Source organism: Cupriavidus sp. GW821-FHT02F09 (assembly GCF_059421605.1).
In genome coordinates this window covers 269256-291669 of the sequence record NZ_JBWKVH010000006.1, presented here as the reverse complement: position 1 = coordinate 291669, position 22414 = coordinate 269256, and the positions used below count along the sequence as shown (strand labels likewise).

The following is a 22414-nucleotide window of genomic DNA, read 5'->3' as shown; positions in this document are numbered from 1 at the left end:
GACATCCATGATGCTTACTTGGCGACGGTGCCCTGGCTGTCCGAGCCCGGCTTCCAGATCTGGCCGATCGCTACGCTTTGCAGCTTCTTCTTGCGGCCGTACCAGAGGTTCACCAGGCCGCGGTTGAAGAACACCGCCGAGAACATCGAGGTCATGATGCCCAGGCAGTGCACCACGGCAAAGCCGCGCACCGGGCCGGAGCCGAAGGCCAGCAGCGCCAGGCCCGCGATCAGGGTGGTCACGTTGGAGTCCAGGATGGTGGCCCAGGCGCGGTCGAAGCCGACGGCGATCGCCATCTGCGGCGAAGCGCCGGCGCGCAGTTCCTCGCGGATCCGCTCGTTGATCAGCACGTTGGCGTCAATGGCCATGCCGAGCACCAGCGCGATAGCGGCGATGCCGGGCAGCGTCAGCGTAGCCTGCAGCATCGACAGCACCGCCACCAGCAGCAGCAGGTTGATGGCCAGCGCGGCCACCGAGAACACGCCGAACAGCATGTAGTACAGCATCATGAAGACGGCGATGGCGCCAAAGCCGTAGGCCACCGAGTCAAAGCCCTTCTTGATGTTGTCCGCGCCCAGCGACGGGCCGATGGTGCGTTCTTCGATGATTTCCATCGGCGCGGCCAGCGAGCCGGCGCGCAGCAGCAGGGCCAGGTCGTTGGCGGCTTCGGTGGAGTACGAACCGGTGATCTGGAAGCTGGAGCCCAGTTCGGACTGGATCGTTGCCACCGTCAGCACTTCGCCCTTGCCCTTCTCGAACAGCACGATGCCCATCGGCTTGCCGATGTTCTCGCGCGAGACGTCGCGCAGCACGCGGCCACCCTGAGCGTCGAGCTTGATGTTGACCGAGGCGCGCTGGTTCTGGTCGAAGCCGGCCGAAGCGCTTTCAATGCGGTCGCCGGTGAAGATCACCTGCTTCTTGAGCACCACCGGGGCGCCGTTGCCTTGCGTGAACAGCTCGCTGCCGAAGGGGATCGGGTCGCCCGGGCGCGGGTTGCGCGGCGCGTCGGGGTCGGCCAGGCGGGCTTCCAGCGTGGCGGTGCGGCCGATGATGTCCTTGGCCTTTGCGGTGTCCTGCACGCCAGGCAACTGCACCACGATGCGGTCGGCGCCTTGTTGCTGGATCACCGGCTCGGCCACGCCGAGCTCGTTGACCCGGTTGTGCAGGGTGGTGATGTTCTGCTTGACCGCAGCATCCTGCACCGCCTTGCGGGCCGCATCGGTGAACACGCCGGAGATGTTGTTGCCATCCGGGGTGAACGCCAGCTCGCGCAGGTTGTCGGCCAGGATGCCGCGCGCCTTGGCGGCGTCGTCGGCATTGTTGAAGCGCACCGTCAGGCGGTCGCCGTCGCGGTCGATGCCGCCATGGCGGATGCCCTTGTCGCGCAGCAGGGTGCGCGCGTCGCCGGCCAGGCTGTCGAGCTTCTTGTCGACCGCGCCCTTCATGTCCACTTGCAGCAGGAAGTGCACGCCGCCGCGCAAGTCCAGCCCCAGGTACATCGGCAGCGCGTGCATGGCGGTGAGCCAGCGCGGCGAGCCCGACAGCAGGTTCAGCGCGACCACGTAGGTGGCGTCATTGGGGTCGGGGTTGAGCGCGCGGGTCAGCACGTCCTTGGCCTTGAGCTGCTCGTCGGGCGTCTTGAAGCGCGCCTTGACCGAGCCGGACTGGCCGTTCAGGTCAAAGAACATGCCGTCGGGCTGCAGGTTGTTCTGCGCCAGCACCTGCTCGATCTGCTTTTGCATGGCCAGGTCGACCTTGACCGTGGCCTTGGCGGAGGAGACCTGCACGGCAGGCGCCTCGCCGAAGAAGTTCGGCAGCGTATAGGTGATGCCGATGGCCAGAGCCACCAGGATCACGAGGTATTTCCAAAGCGGATAACGATTCATCTTTGGCCAGTCGTTCTTCGGTTGGTGGCGCCGACGAGACCGTCAGCGGGCAGTTGGCACCACCGCACCGGTTGGCAAACAGCCGCCTGGCATCCACGGATAACCCGTGCTGGATCAGGCGGCTGCAGGGGCACGCGCGCTAAAGGCGTGCCGGGAAGGGCGAAAAAGCAGGCAGGCGGTGCGGGAGAAGCTGGGCGGCGCCTGAGTCAAGCAACGCCACGCCCGCGGCCGCGGTGCTCAGAGCGACTTCAGCGAGCCCTTAGGCAGCACCGTGGTAACCGCGCTCTTTTGCACCGTGATTTCGGTGCCCGCGGCGATTTCGATGGTCACGTATTGTTCGTTGACCTTGGTGACACGGCCGAGAATGCCGCCGGCGGTCACGACTTCGTCGTTCTTGGCCAGGGCTTCCAGCATTGCCTTCGATTCTTTCTGGCGCTTCATCTGCGGGCGGATCATGATGAACCACAGCACCGCGAACATCAGGATAATAGGCAGGAAACTCATCAGGCCACCCGCCGCGCCGCCGGTGGCACCGGCAGTCTGGGCAAATGCGTTAGAAATCAGCACGTTGCTTCTCCGTCACAAAGTCAATCAGTTAGTCGATCATTCTACCACCCGCTTGCAACCGCATTCCATGCCCGATCCGGGCATTTACGGTGCAGTACGGGTTTGTTCGGGGCGCCTTGCGAGCCGCTTGGCAGCTGCAGGCACCGCTATTCGACCGGAGCCGTGCAGAAAGTTCACGCCGGGGCGGGCGTGGCCGACTGCGCCCCGCGCGCGCGATCGGCGGCGAACTGAAGGCGGAAGGCCTCGAAGCGGTGTTCCTCGATGGCTTCGCGCATCTCGCTCATCAGTTCCAGGTAGTAATGCAGGTTATGGATGGTGTTAAGGCGCGCACCCAGAATCTCGCCAACCCGGTGCAGGTGGTGCAGGTAGGAGCGCGAGAAGTTGCGGCACGTATAGCAGCCGCAGGACTCGTCCAGCGGGCGGGTGTCGTTGCGGTGGACGGCATTCTTGATCTTGACGTCGCCAAAGCGCGTGAACAGCCAGCCGTTGCGGGCATTGCGGGTCGGCATCACGCAGTCGAACATGTCCACGCCCGACGCCACGCCGGCCACCAGGTCTTCGGGCGTGCCCACGCCCATCAGGTAGTGCGGCTTGTGCGCGGGCAGGCGCGGGCCCACGTGCTCCAGCACGCGCATCATGTCTTCCTTGGGCTCGCCGACCGACAGGCCGCCGATGGCGTAGCCGTGGAAGTCCAGCTCCGACAGGCCGGCCAGCGACTCGTCGCGCAGGTCCTCGAACATGCCGCCCTGGACAATGCCGAACAGCGCGTTGGGGTTGCCCAGGCTGTTGAACTCGTCGATCGAGCGCTTGGCCCAGCGCAGGCTCATGCGCATGGAGGCGGCCGCTTCCGCGTGGGTGGCGGGGCGGCCGTCGATTTCGTACGGCGTGCATTCGTCGAACTGCATCACGATGTCGGAGTTCAGCGTGCGCTGGATCTGCATCGAGATCTCGGGCGACAGGAACAGCTTGTCGCCGTTGACCGGCGAGGCAAAGGTCACGCCATCCTCGGTGATCTTGCGCAGCGCGCCCAGCGAAAACACCTGGAAACCGCCCGAATCGGTCAGGATCGGCTTGTCCCAGCCCATGAAGCGGTGCAGGCCACCGTGCTTTTCCACCACTTCCAGCCCGGGGCGCAGCCACAGGTGGAAGGTATTGCCCAGGATGATCTGGGCGTTGATCTCACCGAGCTCGAGTGGCGACATCGCCTTGACCGAGCCATAGGTGCCGACCGGCATGAAGATCGGGGTCTCGACCACGCCGTGGTTGAGGGTGACGCGGCCGCGGCGGGCGTTGCCGTCGGTGGTGAGCAGTTCGAAGTTGAGCATGGCTGGATTCGGGATTCAGGGTCGGGCTGGCGCGGCGCGCTCAGGGCTGGGGCTGGCGCGTCAGCAGCATGGCGTCGCCGTAGCTGAAGAAGCGGTAGCGCTCGGCCACCGCATGGCGGTAGGCGGCGCGGATGGGCTCCACCCCGGCCAGCGCCGACACCAGCATCAGCAAGGTCGACTTGGGCAGGTGGAAATTGGTGATCAGCGCATCGACCACGCGGAAACGGTAGCCAGGCGTGATGAAGATCTCGGTGTCGCCACGGCCGGCGGCCAGCGTGCCATCGGTGGCGCCGGCGGACTCCAGCGCACGCAGGGACGTGGTGCCGACCGCGATCACCCGGCCCCCGGCGGCGCGCGTGTCGAGCACGGCCTGGGCCAGCGCATCCGACACCTCGTACCACTCGGCGTGCATCTTGTGCTCGGCCAGGTTCTCGGTGCGCACCGGCTGGAAGGTGCCGGCGCCCACGTGCAGGGTCAGGAAGCCGCGGCGCACGCCCAGTGCGTCGAGCCGGGCGAACAGGGCCTCGTCGAAATGCAGTCCGGCGGTGGGTGCGGCCACCGCGCCGGGGGCGCGGGCGTAGACCGTCTGGTACCGGGTTTCGTCGAAGGCGTCGGGATCGTGGGTGATGTATGGCGGCAACGGCAGGCGGCCGTGGCGCTCGATCAGGTCCAGCGCCGGCTCGGGGAAGGTGAGCGTGAAGAACTGGTCCACGCGCGGGCCCACAGTGACGTCGAAGGCATCCGCCAGGCGCAGCAGGCTGCCCACGGGCGGCGTCTTTGAGGCACGCACCTGGGCCAGCACGGTGTGGCTGTCCAGTACCCGCTCGACCAGCACCTCGACCTTGCCGCCGCTGCCCTTTTGCCCGAAGAAGCGCGCCTTGATGACGCGGGTGTCATTGAACACCAGCAAATCGTTGGGTCGCAGGTAGTCGACGATGTCGGTAAACGCGCGGTCTGTGAGGCGGGTGGTGCCCACCCGGGCGTCCGTATCCACCACCAGCAGACGGCTCGCGCCGCGCTCCGGCAAGGCGGTCTGGGCGATCAGTTCGGGCGGGAGGGCAAAGTCAAAATCGGACAGCGTCAGCATCATGGGGGCAAAAACGGCCGCAGACCGCGCGGTGGCGCGGCCGGCATAGGTACAATCGGTGAATCCGATATTGTAAGGCTTGGGGCGGCTGCGCCGCCCGGGCGTGCGTGATATCGCCTATTTGCGCCAACCAGCGCGTGCCACCTGGCGCGCGCCCCGACCCGAATCGCCAGCCACGCCCCAGATGCCAGGAACCGCTCCCGACCGAACCCCGGAAACCAACGACAGCCCGCCCGCGGCGCGCGCCGGGGACAAGCCGGGCCGTGCGGGCAAGGCGGCGGCCAAGGGCGCTGCCGCCGGCAAGCCGTCCTCGGCCATGGCCCGGCTGCACAAGCTCGGGCTCAAGCGCGACGTCGACCTGGTGCTGCACCTGCCCATGCGCTACGAGGACGAGACCACGCTGCTGCCGATCGCCGATGCCATCGGGCGCGCGGGCATGGGGCTGACGGTGCAGGTCGAGGGCGTGGTCACCTCCAACGAGGTCAGCCTGCGCCCGCGCCGCCAGATGGTGGTCAAGATCGCCGACGATACCGGCGAGCTGACGCTGCGGTTCATTAATTTCTACGGCAGCCAGACCCAGTTGATGGCCGAAGGCGCCTGCCTGCGGGTGCGCGGCGAGCTGCGCGGCGGCTTCTTCGGCGCGGAGATGGTCCATCCCACGGTGCGCGCGGTGACGCCCGGCGAGGCGCTGCCCGAGCGGCTGACCCCGGTCTACCCGAGCACCGCCGGCATCCCGCAGAGCTACTTGCGCAAGGCCATCGGCGGCGCGCTGTCACGCACGCCGCTGCCCGAGACCCTGCCAGCGCCCGTGCTGCAAGGCCCACTGGCCCAGCTCAAGCTGCAAGCCTTGCCGGAGTGCCTGCGCCTGCTGCACACACCGCCCCAGGATGTGGACGAGCATGCGCTGGTTGAGCGCTCGCACCCGGCCTGGCAACGTATCAAGCTCGATGAGCTGCTGGCGCAGCAGCTCTCCCTCAAGCGCTCCCAGGCGGCGCGGCGCGACAAGAGCGCGCCACCCATGCCACGCCGCGCGGGCGGCCTGCTGACCGCCTTCCTGGCCGCGCTGCCGTTCAAGCTGACCGGCGCGCAGCAGCGCGTGGTGGAAGAGATCGCCAAGGACATGGGCGCGCCCCACCCGATGCACCGCCTGCTGCAGGGCGACGTCGGCAGCGGCAAGACCATCGTGGCGGCGCTGGCCGCCTGCCAGGCCATTGATGCCGGCTACCAGGCCGCGCTGATGGCACCCACCGAAATCCTGGCCGAGCAGCATTACCGCAAGCTCTCCGCCTGGCTGGAGCCGCTGGGCGTGCCGGTGGTGTGGTTGGCCGGCAGCCTGAAGACGCGCGCCAAGCGCGAGGCCGCGGCCAAGGTCGAGTCCGGCGAGGCCAAGCTGGCCATCGGCACCCACGCGCTGATCCAGGACAGCGTCAAGTTTGCCCGCCTGGGCTTGTCCGTGGTCGATGAGCAGCATCGCTTCGGCGTGGCCCAGCGGCTGGCGCTGCGCGGCAAGGCGGACCCCGATGCCGCCGCCGCGCCGGGCAAGGCTGGCAAGGCCGCGGAAACCGTACCGCACCAGCTGATGATGTCGGCCACGCCGATCCCGCGCACGCTGGCCATGACCTACTACGCCGACCTCGACGTCTCGGTGATCGACGAATTGCCGCCTGGACGCACTCCGGTGGTGACCCGGCTGGTCAACGACGCGCGCCGCGACGAGGTGATCGAGCGTGTGCACCACGCCGCCGCCGATGGCCGCCAGGTCTACTGGGTCTGCCCGCTGATCGAAGAGAGCGAGGCGCTGCAACTGCAGACCGCGGTGGAAACCTATGAAACCCTGGTCGCCGCCTTGCCCGAGCTCAAGGTGGGACTGGTGCACGGGCGCCTGCCGCCGGCGGAGAAGGCTGCGGTGATGGAAGACTTCACTGCCAACCGGCTGCAGGTGCTGGTAGCCACCACCGTGATCGAGGTGGGAGTGGACGTGCCCAACGCCTCGTTGATGGTGATCGAGCATGCCGAGCGCTTTGGCCTGGCGCAGTTGCACCAGTTGCGCGGCCGGGTAGGGCGGGGCAGCGCGGAATCGGTCTGCCTGCTGATGTACCAGGCACCGCTGTCGCCCACCGGGCGCGAGCGCCTGGCGACCATGCGCGAGACCACCGACGGCTTCGAGATTGCCCGGCGCGATCTGCAGATACGCGGTCCCGGCGAGTTCCTCGGCGCGCGCCAGTCCGGCGAGGCAATGCTGCGTTTCGCCGATCTGAACACCGACGCCTGGCTGGTCGATTATGCCCAGGAGGCCGCCGAGCTGATGCTGGCGCGCTTTCCGGAGGCGGTTGAAGCGCACCTGCTGCGCTGGCTGGGTGGCAGGGAGCATTACCTGAAGGCCTGATGTGACGAAGGGGACTCACCTGGCGCAAGCGGTCAGGTATCGCCTGCGCCGCTTTGCTTGTCATGTCTGACAGAACGTCGAATCGAAGGTAAAATCTATCGCTTAACGGAAATTGATAAGTCATGACGCTCACCGAACTCAAGTACATCGTCGCCGTAGCGCGCGAGCGCCATTTCGGCCGGGCGGCCGAAGCTTGCTTCGTGTCGCAGCCGACGCTGTCGGTGGCGATCAAGAAGCTGGAAGACGAACTCAATGTGCAGATCTTCGAGCGCGGCACGTCCGAAGTCTCGGTGACGCCGATCGGCGAGCAGATCGTGGCGCAGGCCCAGCGCGTGCTGGAGCAGACCATGGCCATCCGCGAGATCGCCAAGCAGGGCAAGGACCCGCTGGCCGGGCCGCTGCGGCTTGGCGTGATCTACACCATCGGGCCCTACCTGCTGCCCACGCTGGTCAAGGAAATGATCCAGACCGTGCCGCAGATGCCGCTGATGCTGCAGGAGAACTACACGGTCAAGCTGATCGAGCTGCTCAAGCAGGGCGAGATCGATTGCGCCATCATGGCCGAGCCCTTTGCCGATTCCGGGCTGACCGTGCAGCCGCTGTATGACGAGCCCTTCGTCGTGGCGGTGCCGCGTGGCCACCATCTGGAACATGCCGGGAAGGTGGATCCCGACGAACTCAAGCAGCAAACCATGCTGCTGCTGGGCAGTGGGCATTGCTTCCGCGACCAGGTGCTGGGCGTATGCCCGGAGCTGTCGCGCTTCTCGCAGGCGGCCGACGGCATCCAGAAGACCTTCGAAGGCTCCTCGCTCGAAACCATCCGCCATATGGTCGCAAGTGGCGTTGGCATCACGGTGCTGCCGCGGACTTCGGTGCCGGACCTGAAGCCCAACAAGAACGACCTGCTGGCCTACGTGCCCTTTACCGATCCCGTGCCCGACCGGCGCGTGGTGCTGGCCTGGCGCAAGAGCTTTACCCGCCTGCCGGCCATGGAGGCGTTGCGCCGCGCGGTGGCTGCCTGCGACTTGCCCGGCGTCAGCATGCTGGCCGCCAAGGAACTGGCTGAAGCCGCCTGAGCGCGCCCTGCCTGCCGGCGCTTTGCGCCGGCAGCACGCTTTGCCCTGCCTTGTTTTTTCTCCTCCCTCGATTTTTCTAAATTCACTGTGTCTTTGCCCTATGCCATGCTGGCGCGCGGGCAGGAATAGGCATGTTCTATTTCATAGTTAGAAATAATTGAATTTGAAATTCAATAGCCTTTCCGTAGACTTCCTCCATCGACGCATTGCGCGCTGTCATCCACAAGGAGTCGCACATGAAAGGCGAAAAACCCAGCTTGACCGCCGCCGGCGAGCTCCTGAGCGCACTGGCCGGCCGCATGGCCGACTGCCTGGCCTGTTACGCCACGGTGTACTGACATTTTGCCGCGGCTTTGCCGCAACCCGCCCTAGCTAGACTCCCCGTTCCACCCCCACGAAAAATGAGGCCAAGATGAGCAAGAACAAGGACACTCTCACCACCGCCGCTGGCGCGCCGGTAGCCGACAACCAGAATTCGCAGACCGCCGGCCCGCGCGGCCCGATGCTGCTGCAAGACGTGTGGTTCCTGGAGAAGCTCGCTCACTTCGACCGTGAAGTCATCCCCGAGCGGCGCGTGCACGCCAAGGGCTCGGGCGCGCACGGCAAGTTCACGGTGACCCACGACATCACGCGCTTTTCCAAGGCCTCGATCTTTGCCAGCGTTGGCAAGGAGACGCCGATGTTCATGCGCTTCTCCACGGTGGCGGGCGAGCGCGGCGCGGCGGATGCCGAGCGCGATGTGCGCGGGTTCTCGGTCAAGTTCTATACCGATGAAGGCAACTGGGACGTGGTGGGCAACAACACGCCGGTGTTCTTCGTGCGCGACCCGCTGAAATTCCCGGATTTCATCCACACGCAAAAACGCAATCCGCGCACCAACCTGCGCGACCCGATTGCCGTCTGGGATTTCTGGTCGCGCCATCCGGAATCGCTGCACCAGGTCACCATCCTGATGAGCGACCGTGGCCTGCCGCAGAACTATCGCCAGATCCATGGTTTCGGCTCGCATACCTTCTCGTTCATCAATGCGGCCAACGAGCGTTTCTGGGTGAAGTTCCACTTCAAGTCGCAGCAGGGCATCGCCAACTGGACCAACGAGGAAGCGGCCAAGGTGGTGGCGGGCGACCGCGAGAGCGCGCAGCGCGACCTGTTCGAGAACATCGAGCGCGGCAACTTCCCGCGCTGGAACGTGCGCGTGCAGGTCATGCCCGAAGCCGATGCGGCCAAGTACCACATCAACCCGTTCGACCTCACCAAGGTGTGGCCGCACAAGGACTATCCGCTGATCGACGTCGGCGTGATGGAGCTCAACCGCAACCCGGACAACTACTTTGCCGAGGTGGAGCAGGTGGCGATGAACCCTTCCAACATCGTGCCGGGTATTGGCTTCTCGCCCGACAAGATGCTGCAGGGCCGGCTGTTCTCGTACGGCGACACGCAGCGCTACCGCCTGGGCGTGAACCACAACCAGATCCCGGTGAACGCGCCCAAGTGCCCCTTCCACAATACCTTCCACCGCGATGGCGCGATGCGCGTGGACGGCAACCAGGGCGGCAAGCTCAACTACGAGCCGAACCGCGAGGGCGCCTACGCCGCCAGCGAGCGCGCCATCGAGCCGCCCCTGGCCCTGGATGGCGCGGCCGACCGCTTCGACCACCGTGTCGACAGCGATTACTACAGCCAGCCCGGCGCGCTGTTCCGCTTGTTCGACGAGGCCCAGCGCCAGCGTCTTTACGCGAACATTGCGGCAGCCATGCAGGGCGTGCCGGAAAACATCGTGCGGGTGCAGCTGGAGCACTTCACCAAGGCCGATCCGGCTTATGGCGAGGGCGTCAAGCGCGCACTCAACCTGAAGTAATGCGCAAGCAATGAAGCAGGGCAGTGCGGGTGGCCCCTAGCCGGGGGCCACCTTGAATGCCCGGCACGGAGAACCATCATGGCCATGTTCAGACTGTTCGTCAGCGAATTTCAGCAGTTGCAGCAAGTTGCCCACGACCGCCCCCGCCGCGCAGACGCGGCGCGCCTGCAGCGCAAGCTGTGGCGCACGGAGATCGGGCTGGCGGCGGTCGCGCTGGGCGCGGTCGCGATGTTCCTGGACGCGGCCAAGGGTTTGTCTGCCTTTACCGGGTGATGCCATAATGTGCGGGTTGTGCCGCGTCCCGAGGCGCGGCAGTTGTCAGAGCCACCCCAGACTGGAGCGTACCTATCATGGCAAAGAAGAATGAGATGAGCGTGAACATCGGCATTTCCGACAAAGAACGCAAGAAGATCGCGGAAGGCCTGTCCAAGTTGCTGGCGGATACCTACACGCTCTATCTCAAGACCCATAACTTCCACTGGAACGTCACGGGTCCGATGTTCAACACCTTGCACCTGATGTTCGAGACGCAATACACCGAGCTGGCGCTCGCCGTGGATTCGATCGCCGAGCGTATCCGCGCGCTGGGCTACCCGGCGCCGGGCACCTACAAGGAATACGCCCGCTTGTCGTCGATCCCGGAGGAAGAGGGCGTGCCCGAAGCCACCGAGATGATCCGCAAGCTGGTCGAAGGCCAGGAAGCCGTGGTGCGCACCGCGCGCTCGCTGTTCCCGGTCATCGACGCCGCGGGCGACGAACCCTCCGCCGACCTGCTGACCCAGCGCATGCAGACGCACGAAAAAACCGCGTGGATGCTGCGCTCGATGCTGGCCTGATGCCCTGAGTCGACACCACCGGCGGCCTTGGTGTGCTGCCGGCCATGCGCGCCGCGCCCTGACCGGGTCGCGGCGCGTTTTTCGTTGAATGCCATTGCCTTGCCCGACCCCGTGCCGCGGCCCCTCGCCATGCTTGAACGCTTAGCCCTGTACGCGCGCCTGGTGCGCATCGACAAGCCCATCGGCACGCTGCTGCTGTTGTGGCCCACGCTGTGGGCACTGTGGATGGCCTCGGGCGGCCAGCCGGTGTGGAGCCTGTTCTGGATCTTCGTCATCGGCACCTTCCTGATGCGCTCTGCCGGCTGCGCCATGAACGACTGGGCCGACCGCGACTTCGACAAACACGTCAAGCGCACCAAGGAGCGGCCGCTGACCGCGGGCAAGATTGCCGCGTGGGAGGCCGTGGCGGTGGCGGTGGTGCTGGCGCTGGCAGCCTTCGCGCTGATCACGCCGCTCAATGGGTTTACCAAGTGGCTGGCGGTGGTCGCGGCCGTGCTTGCCGCCACCTATCCGTTCTTCAAGCGGTTCTTTGCCATCCCGCAGGCCTACCTTGGCATTGCTTTCGGCTTTGGCATCCCGATGACGTTCGCCGCGGTGCAGGACCATGTGCCGGTGGTGGCGTGGGTGATGCTGCTGGCCAATGTGTTCTGGGCGGTGGCCTACGATACCGCCTACGCCATGGTGGACCGCGACGATGACTTGCTGCTCGGCATGAAGACTTCGGCCATCACGTTCGGGCGGTTCGATGTCGCCGCCATCATGATCTGCTATGCGGTGTTCCTGGGGCTGATGGCCTGGGCCGGTACGCAGTTCGGGCTGGGCTGGCCGTACTGGATCGGGCTGGCGGCGGCGGCGGGATGCGCGGTGTATCACTACACGTTGATCCGCGAGCGGGATCGCATGAAGTGCTTTGCCGCGTTCCGGCACAACAACTGGCTGGGTGCTTGTGTGTTTGCCGGGGTGGCTGCGGCCTATGCGTTGCGCTGAAGGATGTTGTGCGTCAGATAGCGTCATCCCAGGCGGTCTTGGCCTTTTCGGCCGGCTTCGTTCAGCGCTGCACGAAGCCGCTCTCGCGACCGCTTGAGCCTGACTCAGTCCTTGCCAAACTCCGCGCCCATTTCCGTCGCGCGTTCAGCGGCGGCGTGCATGGCCTTGACGAAGGCTTCGCCGATACCGGCGGCTTGCATGGCGGTGAGCGCGGCGTAGGTGGTGCCGCCCTTTGAGGTCACGCGCTCGCGCAGCAGGCTGACCGGCTCTTCCGACTGGGCAGCCAGGGCCGCGGCGCCGCGGAAGGTTTCCACTGCCAGCGCGCGCCCTTGCTGGGCGTTCAGGCCGAGCTCCACGGCCGCTTTCTCCATGGCTTCGATGAAGTAGAAGACGTAGGCTGGGCCGCTGCCGGAGATGGCCGTGACTGCGTCGATCTGCGCGTCGCCTTCCACCCACTCGCACTTGCCCACGGCTTGGGCCAGCGCGCTGGCGATGTCACGGTCTTGCTGCGCCAGTCCGGCTACCGCTGCCAGGCCGGTCATGCCCATGCCGGCCAGCGCCGGGGTGTTGGGCATGGCGCGCACCAGGCGGGTGCGCCCGCCAAACCAGCGCCGCATGTCGGCCAGGCGGATGCCGGCGGCCACGCTCACGATCAGGCTGTCGCCCAGGTGCGGCAGCAGCGCTGCCGCCGCTTCGCGGAACTGCTGCGGCTTGACCGCCAGCACAAGCACATCGCTCTTGCCAAAGGCGGCGTCGGGCGCGCCTGCCGCATGCACCCCGAGGTCGCGCCGCAGGCGCGCCTGCGCTTCATCGAACGGATCGACCACGCGGATCGAGGTGGCTGGCACGCCCCGGGCGATCAGGCCGCCGATCAGGGCGGTGGCCATATTGCCGCCGCCGAGGAAACCAAAGGTGAGAGTCTTGAGCATATCGGTCTCTTGCTGGGAATCGTCTGGGAAGAAGGGGGCCGGCGTTCAGGCCGGCTTGGCCTGTGTCGCCTCGGGTGCCGTGGCATGGTCGCGCGCGCCGAAAATGGCGGTGCCGATGCGCACCACGGTAGCGCCCTCGGCAATGGCAGCCTCCATGTCGGCGGACATGCCCATCGAGAGCGTGTCCACATCCAGCCCGGCGGCGCGCAAGGTGTCGAGCAGGGTGCGCAGCGCGGCAAACGGCCGGCGCTGGGCCGCCATATCGCTCTGCGGCTCCGGAATGGCCATCAGGCCGCGCAGCCGCAGCCCGGGCAGCGCCGCCACGGCGCGTGCCAGCGCGGGCACTTCGTCTGGCGCGACGCCGCTCTTGCTGGCTTCGCCGCTGATATTGACCTGCAGGCAGACCTGCAACGGCGCCATGCCGGCGGGCCGCTGCGCCGACAGCCGCTCGGCGATGCGCAGGCGGTCGATGGCATGGACCCAGTCGAACTGCTCGGCCACGGCACGCGTCTTGTTGCTTTGCAGGGGGCCGATAAAGTGCCAGCTTATCTGGTCGCGCAAATCGCCAAGTTGCGCAATCTTGTCCACGCCTTCCTGCACGTAGTTCTCGCCAAAGGCGCGCTGGCCGGCGTCGAACGCAGCCTGCACCGCGGTGGCGGGGAAGGTCTTCGAAACCGCCAGAAGCGTGACTTCACCGGCCGGTCGCCCGGCCTGTTGTGCGGCTGCCGCGACACGCCGGTTGACGGCTTGCAAGTTGGCGGCGATTACAGACATAATCCGGCGAACATATCAAGAAGTACAACAATAAGTACGACAAAAAGGGTGGGGTCATTATAGATGGACATCGCGCAGCTATTAGCTTTCGCCGTCAAGAACAAGGCGTCCGATCTCCATCTCTCGGCAGACATGCCGCCGATGGTGCGTATCCACGGCGATATGCGCCGCATCAATGTGGCCGCGATGGGCCACAAGGATGTCCACGCCATGGTGTACGACATCATGAGCGACACCCAGCGCAAGCAATATGAGGAACGGCTGGAAATCGACTTTTCTTTCGAGATCGCCAGCCTCTCGCGTTTCCGGGTCAATGCCTACAACACGCAGCGCGGCGCCGCCGCCGTGTTCCGGACCATTCCTTCCAAGGTGCTGACGCTGGAAGACCTGCGCGCGCCGGCGGTATTCGCGGACCTGTGCATGAAGCCGCGCGGCCTGGTGCTGGTGACCGGCCCGACGGGCTCGGGCAAGTCCACCACGCTGGCGGCGATGGTGGACCACCGCAACGATCACGACATGGGCCACATCCTCACGGTGGAGGACCCGATCGAGTTCGTGCACACGTCCAAGAAGAGCCTGATCAACCAGCGCGAGCTGGGGCCGCACACGCATTCCTTTGCCAACGCGCTGCGCTCCGCGCTGCGCGAGGATCCCGACGTGGTGCTGGTGGGTGAGCTGCGCGACCTGGAAACCATCCGCCTGGCGCTGACCGCGGCCGAAACCGGCCACCTGGTGTTCGCCACGCTGCACACGAGCTCGGCGGCCAAGACCATCGACCGGGTTGTCGATGTGTTCCCGCCCGAAGAAAAAGACATGGTGCGCACCATGTTGTCGGAATCGCTGGAAGCGGTGATTTCGCAAACGCTGCTCAAGACGCGCGATGGCAACGGCCGTACGGCGGCCCACGAGATCATGATCGCCACGCCGGCGATCCGCCACCTGATCCGCGAGAACAAGATCGCGCAGATGTACTCGATGATGCAGACCAGCAGCGGCCTTGGCATGCAGACGCTGGACCAGTGCCTGTCGGACCTGATCAAGCGCGGCATCATCAACTACAACGATGCGCGCGCCATTGCCAAGAACCCCGACTCATTCACGGGCTGAGGCGAGTCCGCCGCATCCGAACCAGGACACCGCCATGCTCGATCGCGAATCCGCCGCCAAGTACATCAACGACCTGCTCGAGCTGATGGTGGGCAACCGCGGCTCGGACCTGTTCATCACCGCGGATTTTCCGCCGGCCATCAAGGTCGACGGCAAGATCACGCCAGTCTCGCAGCAGCCGCTCAACCCCACCCAGGCGCTCGGCCTGGTGCGCTCCATCATGAATGAGCGGCAGGCGGGCGAGTTCGACGGCAGCCGCGAGTGCAACTTCGCCATCTCCGTGCCCAACGCCGGGCGCTTTCGCGTCTCCGCGTTCATCCAGCAGGGCAAGGCGGGCATGGTGGTGCGTACCATCAATACGCGCATTCCTTCGGTGGAAGACCTCGACCTGCCGCCAGCACTGCATGACATCGTGATGTCAAAGCGCGGACTGGTGATCGTTACCGGCGCCACCGGCTCGGGCAAGTCGACCTCGCTTGCGGCCATGCTCGATCATCGCAATGCGCATTCGTATGGGCACATCATCACCATCGAGGACCCGATCGAATACGTGCACGCGCACCAGAACTGCATCGTCACGCAGCGCGAGGTCGGCATCGATACCGACTCCTGGCACGTGGCGTTGAAGAACACGTTGCGCCAGGCGCCCGACGTGATCCTGATCGGCGAAATCCGCGATCGGGAAACCATGGAATACGCGATGCAGTACGCGGAGACGGGCCACCTGTGCCTGGCCACGCTGCACGCCAACAATGCCAACCAGGCCATCGACCGCGTGGTCAACTTCTTCCCCGAGGAAAAGCGCCAGCAGTTGCTGATCGACCTGTCGCTCAACCTGAAGGCGATGGTGTCGCAGCGCCTGTTGCCGCGCAAAGGGCAGAAGGGCCGGGTGCCGGCAGTGGAGATCATGCTCGGCACGCCGCTGGTGGCCGACCTGATCTTCAAGGGCGAGATCCATGCGCTCAAGGAAGTCATCAAGAAATCGCGCGAGCAGGGCATGGTGTCGTTCGACCAGGCGCTCTTCGATCTCTACGAGGCCGGCAAGATCACCTACGAAGACGCGCTGCGCAATGCCGACTCGCTCAACGACCTGCGGCTGATGATCAAGCTGCACGGCACCCTGGACCGCGAGCCCGACCTGGGCGCCGGCACCGAACACCTGAACGTGATCTGAGCACGCACCGCATCGCCTAGTACACTGACCGGTACAGGACGCGCATCGCCGTGCGCCGCCGTGCCACCCGAGGATTCCGTCATGAGCAATGTCTACCAGTTCGAAGCCAGCTCCCTGGCTGGCCAGCCGGTGCCGCTGTCGCAATTCAGCGGCAAGGTGCTGCTGATCGTGAACACCGCCAGCGAGTGCGGCTTCACGCCCCAGTACGCCGGCCTGCAGGCGCTGCAGGACCAGTACACCGCCAGTGGCCTTGCCGTGCTGGGTTTTCCCTGCAACCAGTTCGGCAAGCAGGAGCCGGGCGACGCCGCGCAGATCGGCCAGTTCTGCGAGTCGCGCTTCCACGTCACTTTCCCGATGTTCGGCAAGATCGACGTCAAGGGCGACAACGCGCATCCGCTGTATCGCTGGCTGACCTCGGAGAAGCCGGGCGTGCTTGGCCTGGAAGCGATCAAGTGGAACTTCACCAAGTTCCTGCTGCGCCGCAACGGGACGGTGTTCAAGCGCTACGCGCCCACCACCAAGCCCGAGGATATCAAGCGCGACATTGAGACACTGCTGGCCGAGCCGGCGTAGGATGCGTCCCGAATCAGCCGATCACCCGATCGGCCGGCTAGCCGCTGGTGTGCTGCACCGCACGCAGGAAGCCGTTGAGCGAGCGGTCGGGTGTTTCGTGGAAGCGGTCTTCCAGCATGACGATGCCGCGGCAGCGGTCCAGGCGGAAGCTGCGATAGTCGGTGCGCGTGGTGCACCAGGCGGCCAGCAGCCAGCTATTGCCCCAGAAGAACAGGCCCAGCGGCTGCACGATGCGGTCGGTGGCGCGCTGCTGCGCGTCGGTGTAGTCCAGGCGCAGCAGGCGTTGCGCGTTCATGGCGCCATGCACCACGTCAAAGGCGTCGCGCACCTGCGGCAGGTTGACGAATTCGGGGGCGAACACGCGGCTTTGCTGCGCCGCATGACGCCGCGCGGGCGGTAGCGCCGCCACCAGCTTCTCCAACGCGGGATCGGCCGCGGCGGCCAGCGCCCCGCCGCCCCAGGCCTTGAGCAGCCGCAGCCCGGCCACCAGCGCTTCGACTTCGATCGCGGTGAACATCAGCGGAGGGACGTCATAGTCGGCCCGCAACCGGTAGCCGATGCCCGCTTCGCCCTCCACCGGCACGCCCGACAGCGACAGCGCCTGGATATCCCGGTACACCGTGCGTTCGGACACCCCGAGCCGCTGCGCCAGCAGCGCCGCCGTGGTGAGGCGGCGCCCGCGCAGTACCTGGACGATCTGGAAAAGGCGGTCGGCGCGGCGGCTCATCGAGGCTTCATCTTGGTGCTATGCGGGTATTGGTAAAACGGTCGCGGTGGCTGACTATCCTACCAGTGGCTGGTGCAGGCCGACGCGATTGCCTTCGCTGTCGATGATATGCGCGATATGGCCGATATCGCCAGGCAACTGCAGCGGGCCGAACACGGTCTTGCCGCCGGCCGCGGTGACACGCGCCAGCAGCGCCGTGAGCTGCGGCGTGTGCAGGTAAGGCAGGCAGCCGTCGGCCGAGGGGCGGAAGCCCTCGCCGGCTACCAGTGCGCCGCCAGGCTCACGGTTGGCAAAGACAGCCATGTCGATCTGCGCCATGGTTTCGCGCTTGAGGGTGGTCTCGAAGGCCTGCTCGTAGAACCGGATGGCACGGGTCATGTCCACGACAGGAATTTCAAGCCAGTTGATCAGTCCGCTCATGATGGTCTCTCTCAGGGGTGATGGAGAGACGGATCATGCGCGGGGGCTCCTGACAACGTCCTGTCAGCAGGGATCAGGGATCAGCGTGGCATCCATGCCGCCAGCATCGGCACCATCACGGCGGTCAGCACGCCGTTCAGGCCCATGCCGAGCGCGGCGAAGGCGCCGGCCTCCTGGTTGACCTGGAAGGCGCGCGCCGTGCCGATGCCGTGCGCTGCCACGCCGGTGGCGAAGCCGCGCACGGTGTAGTCGGAAATGCGCAGCAGGTTCAGCAGCTTGGTGGCGCTGACCGCGCCGATGATGCCGGTGGCCATCACCAGCACGGCGGTCAGCGAGGGCAGGCCGCCGATCTTCTCGGCCACGCCCATGGCGATCGGGATGGTGACCGACTTGGGCGCGAGCGAGCGCATGGTCTCGGGCGAAGCGCCCAGCAGCCAGGCGATGCCAACGGCCGATACCACCGCCACCAGCGATCCCGCCAGCAGCCCGCCCAGCAGCGGGAACACATGCTTGCGCAACTTGGGCAGCTGCATGTAGAGCGGCACCGCCAGCGCGACGGTAGCGGGCCCGAGCAGGAAGTGGACGAACTGCGCGCCATCGAAATAGGTCTTGTACGGCGTGCCGGTCACCGTCAGCAGCGTGACCAGGATGGCGACCGCGATCATCACGGGATTGGCTAGCGGCGAGAAGCGCGCGCGCTCATAGACGCGGAACGCGAAGACATAGGCCAGCAAGGTAGCGGTCAGGCCGAGCAGCGGGCTGGCCGCCAGATAGACCCAGATCTCGTTCAGGCGCGGCGTCATGCTTGATCTCCCGAACCGGCTTGCGCGCCGGCATCCTCAGGCGGCCGGGGCTTGCCCATCAGCGCGCGCGCCACCAGCGCGGTGGTGGCGATCGCCAGCCAGGTGGACACCACCAGCGCCACCACGATCGGCAGCCATTCCCCGCCGATGCGGTGCGCGTGCACCATGATGCCGACGCCCGCCGGCACGAACAGCAGCGACAAGTGCTTGAGCAGCTCGGACGTGGTCCCCTGGATCACCGGCAGCAGCCGGTCGTCGAAGGTGAGCCAGCCGAACAGCAGGATCATGCCGATCACCGGCCCGGGCACGGGCAGGCTCAGGGAATAACTGAGCGCTTCCCCGACGGATTGGAAAACCAGCAGGATGGCAAAGGTCTGGAGCATGCGCGGGCGGGGCGAAAGGAGCGAAAGGCGGCAAGGGTGAATGCCATCGCATGGTAACCCGGCACCACGCGTCCAGCCTACCCCAGCATGCGATCCACCAGCTCGATCCAGTGCATCACCGGCGTGCCGGTGCCGCTTTGCAGGTGCGTGATGCAGCCGATATTCGCCGAGACGATGGCCTCGGGCTTCGAGGCCTGCAGATTGGCGAGCTTCTCGTCGCGCAACCGATAGGACAATTCGGGCTGCAGCACCGAGTACGTGCCTGCGGAGCCACAGCACAGGTGGCTGTCGGCACAGAGCTTGACGTCCACGCCCAGGCCTGCCAGCAGGGCTTCCACCTTGCCGCGGATCTGCTGGCCGTGCTGCAGCGTGCAGGGCGGATGATAGGCCACGCGCTGGCCATTGGTGCCGTTGGAGCCTTTGCTGCTTCTTGCCTCGGCGGCCGCGTCTTGCAGGGCGTCGGCGAAGTTCGGCAGCAGCTCCGACAGATCCTTGGTCAGCGCCGAGATCTGGCGCGCGCGATCCGCATAGCGGGCATCGTTGCGCAGCAGGTGGCCGTATTCCTTGACCATCACGCCGCAGCCCGACGCCGTCATCACGATGGCCTCCGCGCCGGCTTGCACCGCCGGCCACCAGGCGTCGATATTGCGCCGCATATTGTCGAGGCCGCCATCGTGGTCGCCGGTGTGATAGCGCACGGCGCCGCAACAACCGGCCTCGCGCGCCACCACCAGCTGCACGCCAAGACGGTCGAATACGCGTGCCGTGGCGGCATTGATGTTGGGCGACATCGAGGGCTGCACGCAGCCGTCGAGCAACAACATCTTGCGCGCGTGCGTGGTGCGCGGCCATGCGCCGGCGTTGACCGCCTGCGGCACCTTGTTGCGCAGCGCCTGCGGCAACAGCGCTCGCACGCGCTGCCCCAGGCGCATGGCCGTGCCGAACAGCGCCGGGCGCGTCATGCTTTCGCGCAGCGCCCACCGCGCGAAACGCTCGCGCGCCGGGCGCTGGATGCCTTCGGCCGCAAGGCGGTCGTCCACCACCTTGCGGCCGATGTCGACCAGACGGCCGTACTTCACGCCCGAGGGGCAGGTGGATTCGCAGTTGCGGCAGGTCAGGCAGCGGTCCAGGTGCAGGCGTGTGCTTTCCGTGACGGGCTGGCCCTCCAGCACCTGCTTCATCAGGTAGATGCGGCCACGCGGGCCGTCCAGCTCGTCGCCGAGCAACTGGTAGGTGGGGCAGGTCGCGGTACAGAAGCCGCAATGCACGCATTTGCCGACGATGGACTTGGCTTCTTCGCCGTCGGGCGTGTCGCGCAGGAATTCGGCCAGTGTGGTTTGCATGGTTCGGGGACTCTCCGGTGCCTTGGCTGGGGATCGATGCGGTGTGGTGCGGTGCCGCCCGTGGCTCAGAGGCCGGCGTACATGCGCTGCGGGTTGAAGATGCCGGCGGGGTCGAACGTCGCCTTGAGCCGCTGATGGATGGCAGCCACCGGTGCGGACAGCGGCGTGAACACGCCCACGGCTTTGTCGCCGTTGCGGAACAGCGTGGCGTGGCCGCCGGCCGCTTTGGCCGCGGCGCGCACGATGGCGCTGTCGGCCGCGCTGTCGCTGCCGCCCAGCCACCAGCGCTGGCCGCCGCCCCATTCGATCAGCTGCCCGCCGGGCAGCGCCAGCGGCGCGGCGGTGGTTGGCACGGCAATGCGCCACAGTGCCCGGCCAGCTTGCACCGGGGCAAAGAAGGCGTGGCTCTGCTCGCGCAGCGCGCGCCACAATGCATCGGCTTGCGCGGCGTCCACGGCTTCGCCGCCAAGCCGCTCGCGCGCGGCGCGCAGCGCGGCCGCCGCGCCCGACAGGCGCAGGTGCAGCACGCCGTCGTGCCAGGCCGAAGCGGCAATCGGCAGGGGCTGGCCGCCCCAGTCGTTGAGGCGATCGAGCGCCGCGGCCTCGTCCAGCGCAAAACGCAGCGTGGCGTCGTCGAAGGGCACCGGCAGCACCTTGAGCGAGACTTCCAGGATCAGCCCCAGCGTGCCGAGCGACCCGGACATCAGCCGCGAGACGTCATAGCCGGCTACGTTCTTCATGACCTGGCCGCCAAAGCTCAGGACGTCGCCACGGCCATCCATCACGCGTGTGCCCAGCACAAAGTCACGCAACGCGCCCACCGCCTGCCGGCGCGGGCCGGACAGGCCAGCGGCCACGGCGCCGCCGATCGTGGCCACGTCGCTGGCATTGGCGCCGGTGCTGAAGTGCGGCGGCTCGAACGCCAGCATCTGGCGCCGCTCGGCCAGCGCCGCCTCGATCTCCGCCAGCGGCGTGCCGCAGCGCGCGGTGATCACCAGCTCGGGCGGGTCGTAGTCGACGATGCCGCTGTAGGCGCGCGTGTCGAGCAGTGCCCCTTGCGCATGCTGGCCGTAGAAATCCTTGCTGCCGCCGCCGCGCAGGCGCAGCGGCGCGCGCGTGTCGGTGGCATGCCGGATGGCATCGCGAAAGGCGGTGAGGGTGGCTTGCGGATCTGCTGGCATGGTGGCGGGCGGGTGTCGGCGTGAGCTAGGTCAGGCGGAAGAAGTGGGACGGTGAGGTGGCGTCTCGGCGCTTGCGCGGGAGCCTGCCGGCTCGCGTTCGCTCTCGCCCTGGTAAGGCGGCAGCTCGCTGCCGCAGTGCTTGCAGTAGCCGGCGTCGGGATCGTGGCCTTCCGTCAGGCAATGGTTGCAGGTGCGCGTGGTCAGCGGCCGCTTCATGATGCTGGCGGCCAGCTCCGCGCCCACGATGCCGGTGGGGAAGGCGATGATGCCGTAGCCCAGCAGGATGGTCAGCGAGGTGATGAACTGGCCCAGCGGCGTCTTGGGCACCATGTCGCCGAAGCCGGTGGTGGTGAGCGTCACCACCGCCCAGTACATGCTCACGGGGATGCTGGTAAAGCCGTGCTGCGGGCCTTCCACCACATACATCACGGTGCCGAGGATCACGGTGATGATGAACACCGTGCCAAGGAAGACGAAGATCTTGCGCCGGCTGTTGGCCAGCGCGTGGTACAGGATCTGCGCTTCCTCGAAATACACCGTCAGCTTGAGGATCCGGAACACGCGCAGCAGCCGCAGCAGGCGCACGTCGATCAGGAAGGCCAGCTCGGGCACGAAGAAGGCGAGCCACGTGGGGATGATCGATAGGAAATCGACCACGCCGAAGAAGCTGAACACATAGCGCAAGGGGCGGCGCACCACCACGATGCGCATCAGGTATTCGGCGGTAAACAGCAGCGTGAACAGCCACTCCAGCACCGTGAACACGCGGCCCAGCCGCAGGTTTACCGCCGGCAGGCTGTCAAACATCACAATCAGCACGCTGGCCACGATGGCCAGCAGCAGAGTGATGTCGAACAGCTGTCCGTTGCGCGTGTCGGCCTCGAAGATGATGGTGTACCAGCGCTCGCGCCAGCCGGATTCGGGCTTGCCGAGGCGCTGGCGGGTTTGCGCGCTGCTGCGGTTGCGTTGCGTGGCGTTTTGAGCGGCCATGT

General features: G+C 66.4%; 22 protein-coding genes. 9 read left to right on the top strand and 13 right to left on the bottom strand.

The features are described 5' to 3' along the window. Positions 1-14: 14 nt before the first annotated feature. The 4 genes from secD to queA form a co-directional block, all read right to left on the bottom strand. Positions 15-1886: a protein translocase subunit SecD gene (secD, locus tag AC07XB_RS10245; protein ID WP_492372952.1), complete on the bottom strand. Its 1872-nt coding sequence runs from the start codon at positions 1884-1886 to the stop codon at positions 15-17. 237 nt (positions 1887-2123) lie between these two features. Beyond that, positions 2124-2453, bottom strand: coding sequence for a preprotein translocase subunit YajC (gene yajC, locus AC07XB_RS10240; protein ID WP_441636490.1), 330 nt, complete (start codon positions 2451-2453; stop codon positions 2124-2126). A 173-nt stretch (positions 2454-2626) separates the two neighbouring features. Further along, entirely contained in the window at positions 2627-3778 is a 1152-nt protein-coding gene (tgt, locus tag AC07XB_RS10235) for a tRNA guanosine(34) transglycosylase Tgt (protein ID WP_416049657.1), read from the bottom strand. A gap of 40 nt (positions 3779-3818) precedes the next feature. Further along, positions 3819-4865, bottom strand: coding sequence for a tRNA preQ1(34) S-adenosylmethionine ribosyltransferase-isomerase QueA (gene queA / locus AC07XB_RS10230; RefSeq protein WP_492372981.1), 1047 nt, complete (start codon positions 4863-4865; stop codon positions 3819-3821). Between the two features lie 184 nt (positions 4866-5049). Here queA and recG point away from each other — a divergent pair, with 184 nt between their 5' ends. The 6 genes from recG to ubiA all read left to right on the top strand — a co-directional run bounded on the left by recG (position 5050) and on the right by ubiA (position 12008). Next, a complete protein-coding gene (gene recG / locus AC07XB_RS10225) occupies positions 5050-7251 on the top strand; it encodes an ATP-dependent DNA helicase RecG (RefSeq protein ID WP_492372953.1) in 2202 nt (733 codons plus the stop codon). A gap of 122 nt (positions 7252-7373) precedes the next feature. Continuing rightward, positions 7374-8327, top strand: a complete 954-nt coding sequence (locus AC07XB_RS10220) for a LysR substrate-binding domain-containing protein (protein ID WP_043349480.1) — start codon at positions 7374-7376, stop codon at positions 8325-8327. 412 nt (positions 8328-8739) lie between these two features. Next, on the top strand, positions 8740-10185 hold the full coding sequence (locus tag AC07XB_RS10215) for a catalase (protein WP_492372954.1): 1446 nt from the start codon (positions 8740-8742) through the stop codon (positions 10183-10185). A 78-nt stretch (positions 10186-10263) separates the two neighbouring features. Then, the gene (locus AC07XB_RS10210; RefSeq protein WP_150985960.1) at positions 10264-10458 is read left to right on the top strand and encodes a hypothetical protein; all 195 of its coding nucleotides are present in this window, start codon (positions 10264-10266) and stop codon (positions 10456-10458) included. A 77-nt stretch (positions 10459-10535) separates the two neighbouring features. Continuing rightward, positions 10536-11021: a Dps family protein gene (locus AC07XB_RS10205; protein WP_035867478.1), complete on the top strand. Its 486-nt coding sequence runs from the start codon at positions 10536-10538 to the stop codon at positions 11019-11021. A 129-nt stretch (positions 11022-11150) separates the two neighbouring features. Continuing rightward, positions 11151-12008 (top strand): 4-hydroxybenzoate octaprenyltransferase, encoded by an 858-nt coding sequence (ubiA, locus tag AC07XB_RS10200; protein ID WP_492829062.1) that lies wholly within the window; start codon positions 11151-11153, stop codon positions 12006-12008. A 104-nt stretch (positions 12009-12112) separates the two neighbouring features. Here ubiA and proC read toward each other — a convergent pair whose 3' ends face one another. After that, complete coding sequence (proC, locus tag AC07XB_RS10195; protein WP_492829060.1) at positions 12113-12937, bottom strand: pyrroline-5-carboxylate reductase; 825 nt, start codon at positions 12935-12937, stop codon at positions 12113-12115. Between the two features lie 45 nt (positions 12938-12982). After that, entirely contained in the window at positions 12983-13711 is a 729-nt protein-coding gene (locus tag AC07XB_RS10190; protein ID WP_492829058.1) for a YggS family pyridoxal phosphate-dependent enzyme, read from the bottom strand. Between the two features lie 63 nt (positions 13712-13774). Here AC07XB_RS10190 and AC07XB_RS10185 point away from each other — a divergent pair, with 63 nt between their 5' ends. The 3 genes from AC07XB_RS10185 to AC07XB_RS10175 all read left to right on the top strand — a co-directional run bounded on the left by AC07XB_RS10185 (position 13775) and on the right by AC07XB_RS10175 (position 16565). Next, positions 13775-14818, top strand: coding sequence for a type IV pilus twitching motility protein PilT (locus AC07XB_RS10185; RefSeq protein ID WP_150985964.1), 1044 nt, complete (start codon positions 13775-13777; stop codon positions 14816-14818). A gap of 34 nt (positions 14819-14852) precedes the next feature. Further along, positions 14853-15992 carry a PilT/PilU family type 4a pilus ATPase gene (locus tag AC07XB_RS10180; protein ID WP_492372959.1) on the top strand — a complete coding sequence of 380 codons (1140 nt, stop codon included), beginning with the start codon at positions 14853-14855 and terminating at the stop codon, positions 15990-15992. Between the two features lie 81 nt (positions 15993-16073). Further along, on the top strand, positions 16074-16565 hold the full coding sequence (locus AC07XB_RS10175; protein ID WP_492372960.1) for a glutathione peroxidase: 492 nt from the start codon (positions 16074-16076) through the stop codon (positions 16563-16565). Between the two features lie 37 nt (positions 16566-16602). Here AC07XB_RS10175 and AC07XB_RS10170 read toward each other — a convergent pair whose 3' ends face one another. The 7 genes from AC07XB_RS10170 to AC07XB_RS10140 all read right to left on the bottom strand — a co-directional run bounded on the left by AC07XB_RS10170 (position 16603) and on the right by AC07XB_RS10140 (position 22412). Continuing rightward, entirely contained in the window at positions 16603-17292 is a 690-nt protein-coding gene (locus tag AC07XB_RS10170) for a helix-turn-helix transcriptional regulator (protein ID WP_492372961.1), read from the bottom strand. Positions 17293-17346: 54 nt separating this feature from the next. After that, a complete protein-coding gene (locus AC07XB_RS10165; protein ID WP_492372962.1) occupies positions 17347-17712 on the bottom strand; it encodes a VOC family protein in 366 nt (121 codons plus the stop codon). An 80-nt stretch (positions 17713-17792) separates the two neighbouring features. Next, complete coding sequence (locus tag AC07XB_RS10160; protein WP_043349437.1) at positions 17793-18515, bottom strand: LrgB family protein; 723 nt, start codon at positions 18513-18515, stop codon at positions 17793-17795. Next, entirely contained in the window at positions 18512-18898 is a 387-nt protein-coding gene (locus AC07XB_RS10155; RefSeq protein ID WP_492372963.1) for a CidA/LrgA family protein, read from the bottom strand. Before AC07XB_RS10155 ends, AC07XB_RS10160 begins: the two co-directional genes overlap by 4 nt. 77 nt (positions 18899-18975) lie before the next feature. Beyond that, positions 18976-20241 carry a glycolate oxidase subunit GlcF gene (gene glcF / locus AC07XB_RS10150; protein ID WP_492372964.1) on the bottom strand — a complete coding sequence of 422 codons (1266 nt, stop codon included), beginning with the start codon at positions 20239-20241 and terminating at the stop codon, positions 18976-18978. A gap of 65 nt (positions 20242-20306) precedes the next feature. Beyond that, on the bottom strand, positions 20307-21422 hold the full coding sequence (gene glcE / locus AC07XB_RS10145) for a glycolate oxidase subunit GlcE (protein ID WP_492829056.1): 1116 nt from the start codon (positions 21420-21422) through the stop codon (positions 20307-20309). A 30-nt stretch (positions 21423-21452) separates the two neighbouring features. Beyond that, the gene (locus AC07XB_RS10140; RefSeq protein WP_492372966.1) at positions 21453-22412 is read right to left on the bottom strand and encodes an ion transporter; all 960 of its coding nucleotides are present in this window, start codon (positions 22410-22412) and stop codon (positions 21453-21455) included. Positions 22413-22414: the final 2 nt, after the last annotated feature.

Coding starts and splice junctions, on each gene's coding strand:
- AC07XB_RS10160 (WP_043349437.1), bottom strand. CDS start 18,515: ATGACGCCGCGCCTGAACGAGATCTGGGTCTATCTGGCGGCCAGCCCG.
- AC07XB_RS10185 (WP_150985964.1), top strand. CDS start 13,775: ATGGACATCGCGCAGCTATTAGCTTTCGCCGTCAAGAACAAGGCGTCC.
- secD (WP_492372952.1), bottom strand. CDS start 1,886: ATGAATCGTTATCCGCTTTGGAAATACCTCGTGATCCTGGTGGCTCTG.
- proC (WP_492829060.1), bottom strand. CDS start 12,937: ATGCTCAAGACTCTCACCTTTGGTTTCCTCGGCGGCGGCAATATGGCC.
- AC07XB_RS10170 (WP_492372961.1), bottom strand. CDS start 17,292: ATGAGCCGCCGCGCCGACCGCCTTTTCCAGATCGTCCAGGTACTGCGC.
- AC07XB_RS10155 (WP_492372963.1), bottom strand. CDS start 18,898: ATGCTCCAGACCTTTGCCATCCTGCTGGTTTTCCAATCCGTCGGGGAA.
- recG (WP_492372953.1), top strand. CDS start 5,050: ATGCCAGGAACCGCTCCCGACCGAACCCCGGAAACCAACGACAGCCCG.
- AC07XB_RS10190 (WP_492829058.1), bottom strand. CDS start 13,711: ATGTCTGTAATCGCCGCCAACTTGCAAGCCGTCAACCGGCGTGTCGCG.
- AC07XB_RS10140 (WP_492372966.1), bottom strand. CDS start 22,412: ATGGCCGCTCAAAACGCCACGCAACGCAACCGCAGCAGCGCGCAAACC.
- AC07XB_RS10215 (WP_492372954.1), top strand. CDS start 8,740: ATGAGCAAGAACAAGGACACTCTCACCACCGCCGCTGGCGCGCCGGTA.
- ubiA (WP_492829062.1), top strand. CDS start 11,151: ATGCTTGAACGCTTAGCCCTGTACGCGCGCCTGGTGCGCATCGACAAG.
- AC07XB_RS10210 (WP_150985960.1), top strand. CDS start 10,264: ATGGCCATGTTCAGACTGTTCGTCAGCGAATTTCAGCAGTTGCAGCAA.
- tgt (WP_416049657.1), bottom strand. CDS start 3,778: ATGCTCAACTTCGAACTGCTCACCACCGACGGCAACGCCCGCCGCGGC.
- AC07XB_RS10205 (WP_035867478.1), top strand. CDS start 10,536: ATGGCAAAGAAGAATGAGATGAGCGTGAACATCGGCATTTCCGACAAA.
- AC07XB_RS10220 (WP_043349480.1), top strand. CDS start 7,374: ATGACGCTCACCGAACTCAAGTACATCGTCGCCGTAGCGCGCGAGCGC.
- AC07XB_RS10175 (WP_492372960.1), top strand. CDS start 16,074: ATGAGCAATGTCTACCAGTTCGAAGCCAGCTCCCTGGCTGGCCAGCCG.
- glcE (WP_492829056.1), bottom strand. CDS start 21,422: ATGCCAGCAGATCCGCAAGCCACCCTCACCGCCTTTCGCGATGCCATC.
- AC07XB_RS10180 (WP_492372959.1), top strand. CDS start 14,853: ATGCTCGATCGCGAATCCGCCGCCAAGTACATCAACGACCTGCTCGAG.
- glcF (WP_492372964.1), bottom strand. CDS start 20,241: ATGCAAACCACACTGGCCGAATTCCTGCGCGACACGCCCGACGGCGAA.
- AC07XB_RS10165 (WP_492372962.1), bottom strand. CDS start 17,712: ATGAGCGGACTGATCAACTGGCTTGAAATTCCTGTCGTGGACATGACC.
- queA (WP_492372981.1), bottom strand. CDS start 4,865: ATGCTGACGCTGTCCGATTTTGACTTTGCCCTCCCGCCCGAACTGATC.